13 protein-coding genes are annotated in these 13,917 nt (G+C 70.1%); 6 read left to right on the top strand and 7 right to left on the bottom strand.

From position 1 onward, the window contains the following. Positions 1–20: 20 nt before the first annotated feature. Positions 21–1,028, bottom strand: coding sequence for a dipeptidase (locus GXW71_RS03475; RefSeq protein WP_211850998.1), 1,008 nt, complete (start codon positions 1,026–1,028; stop codon positions 21–23). Continuing rightward, on the bottom strand, positions 1,025–2,065 hold the full coding sequence (locus GXW71_RS03470; RefSeq protein WP_211850997.1) for a histone deacetylase family protein: 1,041 nt from the start codon (positions 2,063–2,065) through the stop codon (positions 1,025–1,027). Before GXW71_RS03470 ends, GXW71_RS03475 begins: the two co-directional genes overlap by 4 nt. A gap of 151 nt (positions 2,066–2,216) precedes the next feature. Here GXW71_RS03470 and GXW71_RS03465 point away from each other — a divergent pair, with 151 nt between their 5' ends. From GXW71_RS03465 to GXW71_RS03450, 4 genes are read left to right on the top strand one after another with little or no spacing between them, the layout of a single operon-like run. Beyond that, entirely contained in the window at positions 2,217–3,521 is a 1,305-nt protein-coding gene (locus GXW71_RS03465) for an ArgE/DapE family deacylase (protein ID WP_246526239.1), read from the top strand. Beyond that, a complete protein-coding gene (locus tag GXW71_RS03460) occupies positions 3,518–4,765 on the top strand; it encodes a Zn-dependent hydrolase (RefSeq protein ID WP_211850996.1) in 1,248 nt (415 codons plus the stop codon). The genes GXW71_RS03465 and GXW71_RS03460 overlap by 4 nt, the downstream gene beginning before the upstream one ends. After that, a complete protein-coding gene (locus GXW71_RS03455) occupies positions 4,762–6,006 on the top strand; it encodes a Zn-dependent hydrolase (protein ID WP_211850995.1) in 1,245 nt (414 codons plus the stop codon). Before GXW71_RS03460 ends, GXW71_RS03455 begins: the two co-directional genes overlap by 4 nt. Further along, the gene (locus GXW71_RS03450) at positions 6,003–7,523 is read left to right on the top strand and encodes a M81 family metallopeptidase (protein ID WP_211850994.1); all 1,521 of its coding nucleotides are present in this window, start codon (positions 6,003–6,005) and stop codon (positions 7,521–7,523) included. Before GXW71_RS03455 ends, GXW71_RS03450 begins: the two co-directional genes overlap by 4 nt. A 9-nt stretch (positions 7,524–7,532) precedes the next feature. Here the strand turns inward: GXW71_RS03450 and GXW71_RS03445 are convergent, their stop codons facing one another. Then, positions 7,533–8,255, bottom strand: a complete 723-nt coding sequence (locus GXW71_RS03445) for a DUF1028 domain-containing protein (protein ID WP_211850993.1) — start codon at positions 8,253–8,255, stop codon at positions 7,533–7,535. 73 nt (positions 8,256–8,328) lie between these two features. On the opposite strand from GXW71_RS03445, the gene GXW71_RS03440 reads away from it, so the two are divergent. Next, complete coding sequence (locus GXW71_RS03440) at positions 8,329–9,318, top strand: Bug family tripartite tricarboxylate transporter substrate binding protein (RefSeq protein ID WP_246526238.1); 990 nt, start codon at positions 8,329–8,331, stop codon at positions 9,316–9,318. A 195-nt stretch (positions 9,319–9,513) separates the two neighbouring features. On the opposite strand, the gene GXW71_RS03435 is transcribed toward GXW71_RS03440, so the two are convergent. The 3 genes from GXW71_RS03435 to GXW71_RS03425 are packed head-to-tail and all read right to left on the bottom strand — an operon-like array spanning position 9,514 to position 12,093. Then, a complete protein-coding gene (locus tag GXW71_RS03435) occupies positions 9,514–10,233 on the bottom strand; it encodes a haloacid dehalogenase type II (RefSeq protein ID WP_211850992.1) in 720 nt (239 codons plus the stop codon). A gap of 5 nt (positions 10,234–10,238) precedes the next feature. Further along, on the bottom strand, positions 10,239–11,111 hold the full coding sequence (locus tag GXW71_RS03430; RefSeq protein WP_211850991.1) for an isocitrate lyase/PEP mutase family protein: 873 nt from the start codon (positions 11,109–11,111) through the stop codon (positions 10,239–10,241). A 19-nt stretch (positions 11,112–11,130) separates the two neighbouring features. Then, the gene (locus GXW71_RS03425; RefSeq protein WP_211850990.1) at positions 11,131–12,093 is read right to left on the bottom strand and encodes a Bug family tripartite tricarboxylate transporter substrate binding protein; all 963 of its coding nucleotides are present in this window, start codon (positions 12,091–12,093) and stop codon (positions 11,131–11,133) included. 275 nt (positions 12,094–12,368) lie between these two features. On the opposite strand from GXW71_RS03425, the gene GXW71_RS03420 reads away from it, so the two are divergent. Continuing rightward, positions 12,369–12,749 (top strand): nuclear transport factor 2 family protein, encoded by a 381-nt coding sequence (locus GXW71_RS03420; RefSeq protein WP_211850989.1) that lies wholly within the window; start codon positions 12,369–12,371, stop codon positions 12,747–12,749. Between the two features lie 64 nt (positions 12,750–12,813). Here GXW71_RS03420 and galE read toward each other — a convergent pair whose 3' ends face one another. Further along, complete coding sequence (gene galE, locus GXW71_RS03415; protein ID WP_211850988.1) at positions 12,814–13,803, bottom strand: UDP-glucose 4-epimerase GalE; 990 nt, start codon at positions 13,801–13,803, stop codon at positions 12,814–12,816. Between the last annotated feature and the right edge of the window lie 114 nt (positions 13,804–13,917).

The raw sequence follows: 13,917 nt of genomic DNA, 5'->3' as shown, positions 1-13,917 counted from the left end.
GGGACGCCGGGCTGCGGGCGTCAGCTGGCCGCCTCCTCCGCCGCCCGCATGAGGCGCAGGAAGTTGCCGGACCAGAGCAGCCCGACCGCCGCGGCGTCATAGCCGCGCCGGACCAGCTCTGTGGTCAGCGCGGCGCTTTCGGCAGCATTCGCCCAGCCAAGGACGCCGCCGCCGCCGTCGAAATCCGAGGACAGCCCGACATGCTGAATGCCGATCCGCTTCACGGCATGGTCCACGTGATCCGCGATGTCGCTGACATGGGCGACGGTCGGCCTGCCCTTCTCCCCCTCCCGCAGGAAGGAGGCCACGGCAGTGATCTGGGCGAGGCCGCCGGTGGCGCGCAGCGCGTCAAGCTGCTCGTCATCCACATTGCGTGGATGCGCGCGCAGCGCCGCGCAGCAGGTATGGGTCGCGACCACCGGCACGCGGGACGCCGCGACCGCGTCCAGCATGGCTTTCTTGGAGACATGCGAGACATCGACCAGCAGCCCGAGCCGGTTCATCTCCGCCACCGCCTGGCGGCCGAGCGGCGAGAGGCCGCCATGCTCCTCCGGCGGATCGCCGAGGTCAGGACGCGGGATGGCGCTGTCCGCGAGCGCGTTGTGGCCGTTGTGGGTCAAGGTGACGTAGATCGCCCCCAGCTCCCGCCAGAGCGCGAGGCGAGAAAGGTCGCGGCCCATGGCATAGCCATTCTCGACCGCCGCGATCACCATCTGCGCGCCGGCCGCATCCGCCGCCGCGATCGCGGCGGCGCTGGCGCAGAAGCGGCGCATTACCCCGTCGGCGCGGCCGCGGATGTGGCGCAGCATGGCCTCGGCGCGGACGGCCGCGGCGGCATGGCTGGCATCGTCGCGGCGGCCCTGCGGCACATAGGCGATGAAGACCACGCCCTTCAGCCCGCCCCGCGCCATCTTCGGGAAGTCGACGCAGCGGTCGGTCTCCTGCGTCGCATCCGGCGGGTCGGGCCAGCGGATGTCGACATGGGTGTCGAGGGTCAGGGTCGCGGCGTGAATGGCCTCGGTGCTCACCGCGTCGCCTCCTGGAAGCCCGTGAGAAAGCGCGTCAGCAGGGCACCGAGATGATCCACCGCGTAGCCGCCTTCCTGGATGATCGCGGACGGCAGGCGCAGCGCGCCGGCGGCGGCGCCCGCCCGCGCAAAGCCGTCATCCGAGACGGAGAGCGCATTCAGCGGCTCATGCACCGAAGCGTCGAAGCCGAGGCTCAGCACCAGCGCGTCGGGCGCGAAGGCGTGGATGCGGGCAATGCCGGTGGCGATCGCCTCCAGCCATGGCGCATCGGCGCTGCCGATGGCGAGCGGCAGGTTCAGGTTGAACCCATCGCCGGCGCCGGTGCCGCGCTCCTCGGCATGGCCGACATACCAGGGGTAGTAGTGGTTCGGGTCGCCATGGATGGAGACGGTCAGCACGTCGCCCCGGTCCCAGAAGATGCCCTGGGTGCCGTTGCCGTGGTGGCTGTCGATGTCGAGCACCGCGACGCGCGCAGCACCGGCGCGCTTCAGCGCCTCGACCGCGATCGCCGCGTTGTTCAGGTAGCAATGCCCGCCGGCCCGCGCCGCATAGGCGTGATGCCCGGGTGGGCGGCAGAGCGCATAGGCCGCGCGCCCCGCCGCTGCCTCCGCCGCCGCGGCCAGCGCACAGGCGGCGGCGTCCAGGCTCGCCGACCAGGTGCCCGGGCCGATCGGGCAGGCAGTATCCGCCGTGTACCAGCCGATCTGCGAAACCAGGCCGGCCCCGGCGCGCGCGCCTTGGGCCAGCATCTCCGGCGATGGATGGATGTTGGCAACCGCTTCCGGTCCGGCCTGCGGCATGGCGGACCAGAGGGCATGCACGGATTCGAGAAAGGCGAGATAGGCCGCATCATGCACGGCCGCGATCGGATGCAGCGGCGCGGGCGGCGGCACCTCCGGCGCCAGCCGCATCGCGTGCAGCGCCGCGAGCAGGGCCTCGGCGCGCGCCGGCACCTCGAAATTCGGCCGCACCTGGCCGCGCATGAGGAAGAAGCCTGGCGCATGGCGTGCATGGCCGGGGGCATGGAAGGTCTTCATCACGGAAGGCTAGAGCAGATCGCCGGAGGGTGGAAACGTCCGGAGGCGTGAATCTGGTCGTAGGCAAAAAAGGGGGGCAGCGGGCCGCCTTGTCCATGCAGGGGGTGGCGTCTAGCCTGACCGCATCGCATCACATCACAAAGGCCGCAGCATGTCTGACGCCCCGATCCCGCTCGACCCCGGCGCCCGTCGCGCCATCCTCGATGCGGTGGCGGCGCTGGAACAGGAGAGCGTGGAGACCCTGGCGCGGCTGGTGCGCTGCCCGTCGACCCTCGGCCATGAGCAATCCGCGCTGGAGGAGATGGCCCGGATCTACGCGGAGCTCGGCCTGACGCCGAAGCGCGTGCCGACGGTGCCGGCGGAGCTCGCATCCCATCCCGGCTTCTCGCCGCCATTGGTACCCTATGAGGGGCGCGACAACGTCGTCGCCGTCCATACGCCGCGGGAAGCGCGGGGACGCAGCCTGGCGCTGCAGGGCCATGTCGATGTCGTGCCGGAAGGCGCCGCCGACATTTGGGTGACGCCGCCTTTTGAACCCTCGATCCGCGACGGTCGCATGTATGGGCGCGGCGCCGGCGACATGAAGGCCGGCATCGTCAGCTACTGCATGGCTTTCAAGGCGCTGGCCCTGGCCGGGCTGCAGCCCGCCGCCACCGTGCAGATGCAGAGCGTGATCGAGGAGGAATGCACCGGCAACGGCGCGCTCGCCGCCATGCTGGCGCTGCCGCGGACGGATGCGGTCATCATCCCGGAGCCAGGCCCCGGCCTGCCGGCGATGTATTCGGCGGAGGTCGGCGTGGTCTGGGCCTGGGTCACGGTGACGGGGCGCCCGACCCATGTCCGCGACATGCAGGCCGGCGTGAACGCCATCGAGGCCGCGACCGCGATCGCCGCGCGCTTCAAGGACTACGAGCGCGAGATGAACAAGGCCGAGCGCGTGCATGCCAGCTTCCGCGGCGTGAACCATCCAGTGAACGTGAATTTCGGCACCATCGAGGGCGGCGAGTGGAACAGCTCGGTGCCGACGCGCGCGCGCATCGGCATGCGGGTCGGCGTGATGATGGGCTACACGGCCGCGCAGACCAAGGCCGACATCGAACGGCTGGTCGCCGAGGCGGCGCAGGACGAACGCCTGCGCGGCGCCAAGGTGGCGCTGGAGTTCAAGGGTTTCATGGCCGATCCCTGCGTCTTCGACATGCAGAGCCCGATCGCGCTGCTGGCCAGGCGCAGCTATGCCGAGGTCGCCGGCGCCGAGCTCCGCGACTACCCGGCGACGGGGCTGACCGACGGGCGTTTCTTCACCCTCTACCAGGATACGCCGGTCGCCTGCTTCGGCCCCGACGCGCAGGAGATCCACGGCATCGACGAAAGCGTCGGCCTCGCCTCCATGCACGACATCACGGCGTCCATCGCCCTCTGCATCGCGGAATGGTGCGGGGTGGAGAAACGCGCATGAGCACCAACCTGCCGCTGTCCGGCGCCCGGCTCTGGGACAGCCTGATGGAGTATGCCGCGATCGGCGGCACGCCGAAGGGCGGCTGCAACCGCCAGACGCTGACCGATCTGGATGGCGAGGCGCGAACCCTGCTGCAGCGCCAGGCGGAAGCGGCGGGCGCGACACTGACCCTCGACCGCGTCGGCAACATGCTGCTGACCCGGCCGGGGCGGAATCCGGCGCGGCCGGTGGTCGCAATCGGCAGCCATCTCGACACCCAGCCTACCGGCGGCAAGTTCGACGGCGTGCTCGGCGTGCTCGCCGGCCTCGAGATCCTGCGCGCGATGCAGGATGCGGGCATCGAGACCGAGGCGCCGGTCATGCTCATCAACTGGACCAACGAGGAAGGCGCCCGCTTCTCGCCGCCCATGATGGGCAGCGGTGCGGCCATGGGTCTCTTCACCGAAGCGGAGGTCCTGGCCAAGACCGATCCGTCGGGCGCGATCTTCGGGGAGGAGCTGCGCCGCATCGGCTGGCAAGGCGATGCCGACCCCGCCGCGCTGCGCGGCCTCGGCGCCTATTTCGAGCTGCATATCGAACAAGGGCCGGTGCTGGAGAAGGAAGGGCTCGAGATCGGCGTCGTGACGCATGCGGTGGCGCAGCGCTGGTACGACGTGACGATCGAGGGCGAGGAGAGCCATGGCGGCGGCCTGATGGCCTATCGCCATGACGCCATGGCCGGCGCCGCGCCGCTGATCGCGGCCGTGGAGGAGCTGGCGCTGGCCTCCGGCGAGCAGGGGCGCGGCACGGTCGGGCGCATTCAAGTCTATCCCGACAGCCGCAACATCTGCCCATCCCGCGTCTGGTTCAGCATCGACACCCGGCATGGCGACCCCGCGAAGCTCGACTGGATCCGGGACGAGTTGCAGGCCCGTGGCACCAGGCTCGCGGCGGAGCGCGGGCTGCGCATAGCGATCGAGGAGTTCTGGCATTCACCTGAGACGCCCTTCGATCCCGCGCTGGTGCAGCGGCTGGAGGATGCAGCCAAGCGCCTTGGCCACCCGTACAGACGGATGCCGACCGGCATCGGCCATGACGCCGTCTATTGTGCCCGCACGGTGCCGGCGGCGATGATCTTCTGCCCCTGTCATGGCGGCATCAGCCACAACGAGGCGGAGAGCATCACGCCGGCCTGGGCGGAAGCCGGGCTGCGCGTGCTGGCCGATGCGGTGCTGGCGACGGCCGGTGTGGCGCCGCCGCGTTGAGCAATATCCCGCTCGATCCGCAGCGCCTCTGGGACAGCCTGATGGAGATGGCGCGGATCGGCGCCACGCCGGAGGGCGGCAACAACCGGCCGGCGCTGTCCACGCTCGATGGCAAGGCGCGTGCCTTGCTGGCGCGCTGGGGGCAGGCGATCGGGCTCACGGTCGGCGTCGACCGGCTCGGCAACATGGCGCTGCGGCGGGAGGGCAGGGAGCCCGGCCTGCCGCCGGTGCTGGTCGGCAACCACCTTGACACCCAGCCGACCGGCGGCAGGTTCGACGGGCCCTATGGCGTGCTCGCCGGGCTCGAGATCCTGCGCGCGTTGCAGGAGGCCGGCACCGTCACTCGCGCGCCGATTGTGCTGGTGAACTGGACCAATGAGGAAGGCAGCCGCTTCACGCCGCCGATGCTCGGCGCCGCCGGCGCCATGGGCGTGATCCCGGAAGCGGAGGTGCTGACGAAGCCCGCGACCGATGACGGCACACTCTACGCCGATGCGCTGGCCGCGATCGGCTGGGCCGGCGATGCCGATCCCGCTGCCCTGCGCAATGCTGCCGCCTATTTCGAGGCGCATATCGAACAGGGGCCGGTGCTGGAAGCCGAAGGGCTCGATGTCGGCATCGTCGTCGGCGGCTTCGCGGCGGAACGCGGGATGGTGACGGTGACCGGTCGCGAATCCCATGCGGGGGCGACACCGATGGGCATGCGACGTGACGCGATGCTGGGCGCCGCGGAGATGGTGGCGCTGGCCGAGGCCGCCCTGCCGGCGCATGGGCCGGATGGGCGCCTGACCATCAGCCGCTTCGCCATCGTGCCGGGTGCCGATGGCGTCGTGCCGGGCGGCGCACGCTTCGTCCTCGATCTCCGTCATCCGTCGCGCGCCACGATCGACGCGCTGCTGGCGGAGGTGGACGCGGGCTTCGCCGCTACCGCCGCACGGCGCGGCCTTTCTGTCGCGCGGGAGCCCTTCTGGTCCTTCCCCGGGCTCCGCTTCGACGCGACGCTCTGCGGGCGGCTGCGCGATGCGGCGTTGCGGCTCGGCATCCCGCATCGCGACATGCTCTCGGGCGCCGGGCACGACGCCTACCATGCGGCAGCGTGCATGCCGGCCGCGATGCTCTTCATTCCCTGCCATGGCGGCCTCAGCCATGACCCGCGCGAATCCATCTCCCCCGAATGGTCGGAGAAGGGGTTGCGCGTGCTGGCCGATGCCGTGATCGCCACAGCCCAGGTATCCGCATGACCCGTATCGCCATCGGCGGCTTCCAGCACGAGAGCCATTCCTTCGCGCCATTGCCGACCGGCTGGCCGCAATTCCTCCAACCCGGCGGCTTCCCCCGCCTGCAACGCAGCGCGACGCTGCTCGACGCGCTGCGCCCGACCAGCCTGCCCGCATCCGGCGCCATCGCCGAAGCTGAGGCCGCCGGCGCCACCATCGCACCGCTGATTTGGTGCATGGCCAATCCCGCCGGCCCGGTGACCCCAGACGCCTTCGAGCGCATCGCCGCGCTGATGGTGGCGGCGCTCTCGGATGCGCTGGAGGAAGGGCCGCTCGACGGTGTCTTCCTGGAGCTGCACGGCGCCATGGTTGCGGTCGATTTCCCGGATGCGGAAGGCGAGCTGCTGCGCCGGGTCCGCGCCGTCGTCGGACCGGATGTCCCGATCGCCGCCAGCCTCGATCCCCATGCCAACAAGACCGCTGCCATGGTGGCGCTATCGGATGTGCTGGTGCCCTACCGCACCTACCCGCATGTCGACCAGAAGCAGACCGGCGCGCTCGCGACGCGGCTGCTGCTCGACATGATCCGCACCGGCCGGCGGCCCGTGAAGCTGTTCCGGGAACTCGACTTCTGGACCCCATTGCCCGGCCAATGCACCATGGTCGCGCCGATGGCCGATGTGATGGCGGAACGTGCGCGGCTCGCGGAGACGATGCCTGGAATCATCGAGCTCGGATTCTGCTTCGGCTTCCCCTATGCGGATTTCGCCGGCTGCGGCATGGCGATCGCGACCTATGCCGAGACCGAGGCGCAGGCCGCCGAGGCGACGGAAGCGCTGGCGCGCTTCATCGCCGCGAAAGAAGCGGAGTTCGCCAAGGGCGCCATCCCCGCCGCCGATGGCGTCGCCGAAGCGAAGCGCATCGCCGCCGGTGCGGCGAAGCCCGTGGTGCTGGCGGACACCCAGGACAATCCTGGCGGCGGCGGGCATGGCGACACCATCGGCCTGCTCGCCGAGCTCATCGCGCAGGACGCGCAAGGCGCGGTGCTGGGTCTGATCAATGACCAGGAAAGCGCGGCGGCCTGCCACGCGGCCGGGGTAGGCGCGACGCTTTCGCTCAGCCTCGGCGGCAAGAGCGACGGCGCGCCGCTGCCGGTGACGGCGGTGGTGGAGCGGCTGACCGATGGGCGCTTCACCCTGACCGGGCCGATGGGGAAGGGGAACCCCGCCGATCTCGGTCCCGCGGCCTTGATCCGCGTCTCCTCCGGCGTCCGCGTCATCGTCGTGTCGCGCAAGATGCAGGCGCTCGACCAGGCGCTCTTTACCCATATCGGCGTCGAGCCTTCGGCGCAGAAGATCCTGGCGCTGAAGTCGAGCGTGCATTTCCGCGCCCATTTCCAGCCGATCGCGGAGCAGGTGCTGGTGGTCGCGGCGCCGGGGCCGGTGGTCGCCGACCCCGCAATCCTGCCCTTCACCAGGCTCCGCGACGGGCTGCGGCTGCGCCCGGGCGACAATCGCCGCACCGCCGGCGGGCGGCTGTAAGGCTATCCGTCACCCGCGGCGGAAGCGAAGATCGAGGCCGCGGGCACGCCAGGCGGCCTCGAAGACATCGAGGTCGATCTGTCCGGCCGGGTCCGCCTTGCGCGGCGCGATGGCAAGGCGCGGCACGGCATCGCGCGCCCAAATTCCGTACAGGCGCCGCAGCTCCCCGAGTGGCGCCGCGTGGTCGTCCACACGCAGGTTGATGTCCGGGAAATCCTCGGTGGTGGTCAGCACCAAGGCCGCGGACTGGCGGCCCCGCCTGTCGCCGCCGGCCGCTTCTCCAGCCTCCATCGCGAGCAGCAGGCGCTCTGCCAGCGGCTGGCCCGCGGCGGCCGCGAAGGCTTCCGCCGTCGCCGCGATGACAGCAGGGCCGGCCAGCATGTTGCCGGCGAAGCTCGCATGCTTCCCACCGACGTCGCCGCACCATTCGACGCAATTCCCGCCGGTCCAGGCGGCACTGCGGCCGTGGCGGTCGACCGCATGGAGCTGGCGCAGGCCGCGGCCTTCGTCGCCGGCAAGTGCGCTGCGGATCGCCTGCTCCGGCGACAGGCCGCGCGCCATCGCGTCCAGCACGGCGGGGCCGAGATAGCGGTTGGTGATGGATTGCGTGGAGACGGCGCCGACGCCGGACCGCACGTAAGGGCAACTCGCGCCCACGGCGAAGGCGCAGGTGGCGACCGCCACCGCGAAGGCACCGGTTTCTGGATCATGGGCGCAGATCGACCAGGTCATGGGCAGCCTCCTTCCTGTTGCGCGGCGGTCGCCGGCCGCCTCTTATGGTGGCAAGAAAAGGGGAGGACCAGGAATGACGGAGACGCTCACGCTCTCGCGCCGCGCAATGGCCGCGATCGCGCTCGCCACGGGGCTGCCGCGCGCGGCGCAGGCGCAGGCGGCCTGGCCGGATCGCCCGGTGCGCCTGGTGGTGCCCTTCGGTGCCGGCGGCGCCATCGACACCCTGTCGCGGACGGTCGCCAACCTCTTCGCCCAGCATGCTCATGGCCAGTCGCTGGTGGTCGAGAACCGCGGCGGCGCCGGCGGTTCCATCGCCGGGCAGGCGGTCGCAACCTCCCGTCCCGACGGCGCCACGCTGATGATGGCCGATCTGGGCGCGAACGCCATCGGCAAGGAGTTGCAGCCGACCCTCGGCTACGAGCCGATGCGATCCTTCACGTCGATCTGCCATCTGGTGAACCTGCCGATCGTGCTGATCGCCAAGGCGGACCTGCCAGCCGACGACCTGGCCGGCGTGATCGCCCTGGCGAAGTCACGGCGGGAGCCGATGATCTACGCCCATCCCGGTATCGGCCATGCCAGCCATCTGGGGCAGGAGCTGCTGCTGCGCGCGGCCGGCATCCGGATGACGCCGGTGCCCTACCGCAGCGGTGCGGAGGTGCTGCGCAGCGTCATCCAGGGCGAGACCGAAACCGCCTTCCCGACGGTCTCGACCGCGCTGCCCTTCATCCGGGACAACCGGGTGAAGGCGATCGCGGTGGGCTCGGCGGCGGCGGTGCCCCTGCTGCCGGGCGTCGCGCCGGTTGCCAGCCTCTACCCCGGCTTCGAGGCCAATGTCTGGCACGGCATCATGGCACCCGCCGGGCTGCCGGCGGAGATCACCGTCGCTGCCAACCGCATCTTCAACGCCATCGTCGCCATGCCGGAATTCCGGCGCCAGGTGGAGAGCACCCAGGCTGCCCAGGTGGTGGGCGGCACGCCCGAGGCTTTCGCCCGCTTCATCCAGGCGGAATACGACCGCTGGATACCGCTGATCCGGGAGGGCGGGATCCGTGCCGACTGAAGTCAGCGGGCCGGTTTTCAACCGGCCCGAGGCCGCGAATGCGGCCCGCCGGCAGTCCGGCGTCACGCCGGAGGCGTGCTATTCGCACGACGCCAAGCCGCGCGGATGCGCGGCGCGTCACGCCGGAGGCGTGCCTTTGGCACGACGCGTCTGAGGGGGCATTGATCGAGCTTCGATCAATGCCGCTGATATGACTCAGCAGCCAAGCTTCGACGCGAGGTCGGTGAAGCTCTCCGCCACCACATCCCAATCCGCTTCTGCACGCAGGTCGGTCTTCTGGTTCGGGCCGTGCTCGGTCGGACGCGGCACGAAGCCGGTGCGGAGCCCGCATTGGCGCGCCGCCGCCAGGTCATTGTTGTGGGCCGCGATCAGCGCGACCTCCTCCGGCCGCATCGCCAGCACCTCGGCGGTGCGGAGATAGGCCTCCGGCTGCGGCTTGAAGGCCTGCGAGACCTCCGATCCCAGGATCGCATCCCAGGGGATGCCGGCCCGCTTCGCCACATTCGCCATCAGTACGATGTTGCCGTTGGAGAGTGGCGCGATGAAGAACCTGGTCTTCAGCCGCGTCAGCCCCGCGACGGTGTCCGGCCAGGGATCGAGCCGGTGCCAGGCGCGGTTCAGATCGTCGATCTCCGCCTCCGACAGCTTCGATGGGTCGACGCCATGCTCCGGCAGCACCTTCAGCAGGTTCTCCCGATGCAGCACATCGAGGCGCGTGAAGGGCCGACGCCCGCTCCGGACCTCCGTCATCGCCGGCTGGTACTGCTTCCGCCAGGCATCGGCGAAGGCGAAGCCATCCGACTGGACGCCATGCTTCGCGAAGAACTCGCTCGCCTGACGCGCCACGCTGGTCCGCCAGTCGACGACCGTGCCGAAGACGTCGAAGACCAGCGCTTTCACCCCGTCCATTGCCATCACAGTCACTCCTTCATCGCCCAACGCTTTTCGAAGTCCCAGACATCCGGGAAGCCCATCAGCTCGCAGATGCGCTTGAAGCCGTAGCTCTCCTGCTCCGGCAGCGCGTTGGAATCACCGTGCTGCTTCAGATGCGCATAGGCGCGCTCCAGCGCCGCGGCGGCGGCGAGAAAGCCGACCGCGGGATAGATCGCGATCGCGTAGCCGATCTCCTTCAAGCGCGCCGCGGAGAGGATCGGTGTCCGCCCGCCCTCGACATTGTTGGCCAGCAGCGGATAGCGGCCGAGGCGGCGGCCGATCTCCACCATTTCGGCCTCGCTCTCCGGGCTTTCGATGAAGATGATGTCAGCGCCGGCATCGGCTAACATCTGCCCGCGCCGGATCGCTTCCTCGAGCCCGAGCCCGGTGCGCGCATCGGTGCGCGCGACGATCAGGAAATCCCGGCTCCGGCGCGCCTCCGCCGCAACCCGGATCTTCAGCACCATCTCGTCGGCGGGAACGACGCGACGGCCAGGGGTATGGCCGCATTTCTTCGGCACTTCCTGATCCTCGATCTGAATGCCGGTGATGCCCGCCGCTTCATAGCCGCGCACCGTCTCGCGCACGTTGAGCAGCCCGCCATAGCCTGTATCGGCATCGGCGATCAGCGGTGTCGCGCAGCCCTGCGCGACGCGGCCCATACGCGCGACCATGTCGGTATAGGTCGCGATGCCGGCATCGGCGACACCGAGCGCCGAGGCCACGGTGCCGAAGCCGGTGCCGTAGAGGCAGTCGAAACCCATCCCGTCCGCGACCTTCGCCGAGATCATGTCGAAGACGCCGGGGGAGACGATGAAGCGCTTCGCCTCGAAGGCGGCGCGCAGTTTCGGGTCGGCCATCGGATGCGTTCCTTGCGTGTCAGTTCTGGCGCTGGATGGTGCCGGCGGCGGCCGCCGCGGCCCAGAGGCGATCCTCGCGCTCCATCTGCGCGCGCAGTGCGGTGCCGTCGCGGAGGTCCGGCTCGATGCCGAGCGCGGTGAAGCGTTGGCGCAACGCGGGGTCGGCGAAGGCGCCCGCGACCGCGCCATGGATACGTGCGGTCAACGCATCGGACATGCCCTTGGGCCCGAGCAGCGCCACCCAGCCCGCCAGCTCGAATTCCGGGATGCCGGCCTCGGCGATGGTCGGCACATCCGGGAAGAAGGGCGTGCGCGTCGCGGTCGAGGCAGCGAGCACGCGCACCCGTCCGGTCTGGATATGCGGCATTGCGCTCGCGGTACTGGTCCAGCCGGTCGGCAGGTGGCCGGCAACGATGTCATTCATGAGCTGCCCGCCGCTGCGGTACTGGATGTCGGGCATCTGCGCATTGGCCCGGCGCGCGACCTCCTGCCCGATGAAGCTCGAGAGCGCTTCGGTCGACCCGGTGCCAACCGCAGCCGGGTTGCGCCGCGCATGATCGATCATCGCGCGGAAATCCGCGAAGGGCTGGGTGACGCCTGCGACCAACACCATGGTGTTCCGCGTCAGCATCGCGATCGGCGTGACGTCGCGGATCGGATCATAGGGGATCGATGCCAGGTGGTATCGGTTCATCACATGGGTGGAGACCACCGCCAATAACGTGTGTCCGTCGGGCTCGGCGCGGACCACCACCTCGGTGCCGATGACGCCGGCAGCACCCGCCCGGTTCTCGACCACCACCGGCTGCGGCAGGCTGCCGCGCAGCGCCTCGCCGATCGCACGCGCCAGGATGTCGGTGCCGCCGCCGGCGGCATAAGGCACCACGATGCGCACCGGGCGCGACGGCCAAGGCGCCTGCGCATGGACCGGCCATGACAGCAGGGCAGGGACGGCGAGCATCGTGCGACGCAGCATGCGCATGGAACGTTCCTTACCCGGGGAGCCTGTCTGAGAATGGCGCGGGTCGTTCCGGCGGTTCTTTTCTGCCCTTGCCGCGCCGGCCTCCTTGCCGATGCAACCAGCATCGGCTGCGTCGACCGACACGCCAAGGACGAAAAATCCCTCGCCGACCCTCCGCCGCGCCATTCTCAGACAGGCTCCAGGTCTGTCTTTTCCTCATCCATGCCCCGCGCCGGGGTCGCTGTAAACGGGGGCCCGTCTCTGCCAGGATGCCCGTCACCCCCGGAGACACGACCATGGCCAACAGCGATCTCGCCGCCATCGAGGCGGTGCTGCACACCTATTTCGACGGCCTGCACGAAGGCGATACCGAGAAGCTCGCGGCCTCCTTCCACGCCTGTTCGCATCTCTATTCGGCGGAGGATGGCGGGCTGCTCGACCAGCCCCGCGCCACCTGGTTCGACCGCGTGCGCAACCGCCCGGCGCCGAGCAAGGCCGGGCTCGCGCGGCACGACCAGATCCTGTTCATCGACCAGAGCGGGCCGGATACGGCGATCGCGAAGGTGGCCTGCGCGATCCCGCCGCGCTTCTTCACGGACTATCTCAGCCTGCTGAAGACAGCGGAGGGCTGGAAGATCGTCAGCAAGATCTTCCGGACGGAAATGCGGGAAGGCTGAACCGAGCCATATTGCATCGCGTGATTCGCGGTTTTCGGCGATTCCGCCTCAACCGATCACGCTCTTATCCTGCATAGCCGCGCGGGTGCGCCTGCCGCCAGGCGAAGGCGGTCTGCACCATGGCGTCGAGGTCGCCGAAACGCGGTGCCCAGCCGGTGTCGCGCCGCAGCCGGTCGCTGGCTGCGACCAGCACCGCCGGATCGCCGCCGCGGCGCGGGCCGACCGCGTGCGGCACCGGGCGTCCGGCGACGCGCGCGACGGAATCCAGCACCGCCTTCACCGAATGCCCGCTGCCGCTGCCGATATTGTAGGTGAGGCGCGGCACCTCGCCGAGCCGGTCGAGCACGCGCAGATGCGCGTCGGCCAGGTCCGTCACATGCACATAGTCGCGGATGCAGGTGCCGTCCGGTGTCGGGTAGTCGTCACCGAACACAGTCAGCGGCGGCCTGAGCCCGAGCACCGCGTCGATCGCCAGCGGGATCAGATGCGTCTCCGGCGTGTGGTCTTCGCCGAGCCGCCCCTCAGGATCGGCGCCGGCGGCGTTGAAGTAGCGCAGCGCCGCGAAGCGCAACCCGTGGATGCGATGCGCCCAGTCCAAGGCGCGTTCGATCATCAGCTTGCTCTCGCCATAGGGTGAGCCCGGGGCGATGGAGCAATCCTCGTCGATCGGGATGCGCTCGGGCTCGCCGAACAGGTTGGCGGTGGAGGACAGCACGAAGCGCAGGCAACCGGCGCGGATCGCTTCCTCGGCCAGGATCAGCGCATTGCCGAGATTGGCACCGATATGCGGCAACGGGTTCGCCATGCTCTCGCCCACCAGCGACCGTGCCGCGAAATGCAGCACCGCGTCGAAAGGCGCGCCGGCGAAGGCCGCAGCCACCTGGGCCCGGTTGGAAAGGGAGGCCTCGATCAGCGCGACATCGGCCGGCACCGCGGCGCGATGGCCCTGGCTGAGGTCATCGAGGACCACGACCTCGGCGCCGCGCCCGACCAGCGCCAGCACGATATGGCTGCCGACATAGCCGGCGCCGCCGGTGACGAGATAGCGTGGCATCAGGCCCTCTGGGTTCGGTGCGGACCCTCAGGCTCGACGGAGAGGGTCGGATCGGCAAGGTGCTTTCGGCGCCGCTGACGCGGTTGGCATCGGCGATGGTAGCGCGGCCGCCTC

Origin of the sequence: Plastoroseomonas hellenica (assembly GCF_018129085.1) — a bacterium.
Taxonomy (GTDB): Bacteria; Pseudomonadota; Alphaproteobacteria; order Acetobacterales; family Acetobacteraceae; genus Plastoroseomonas; species Plastoroseomonas hellenica.
Note: the sequence above shows the minus strand (reverse complement) of the source record. Positions and strands in the feature narration are given on the sequence as shown.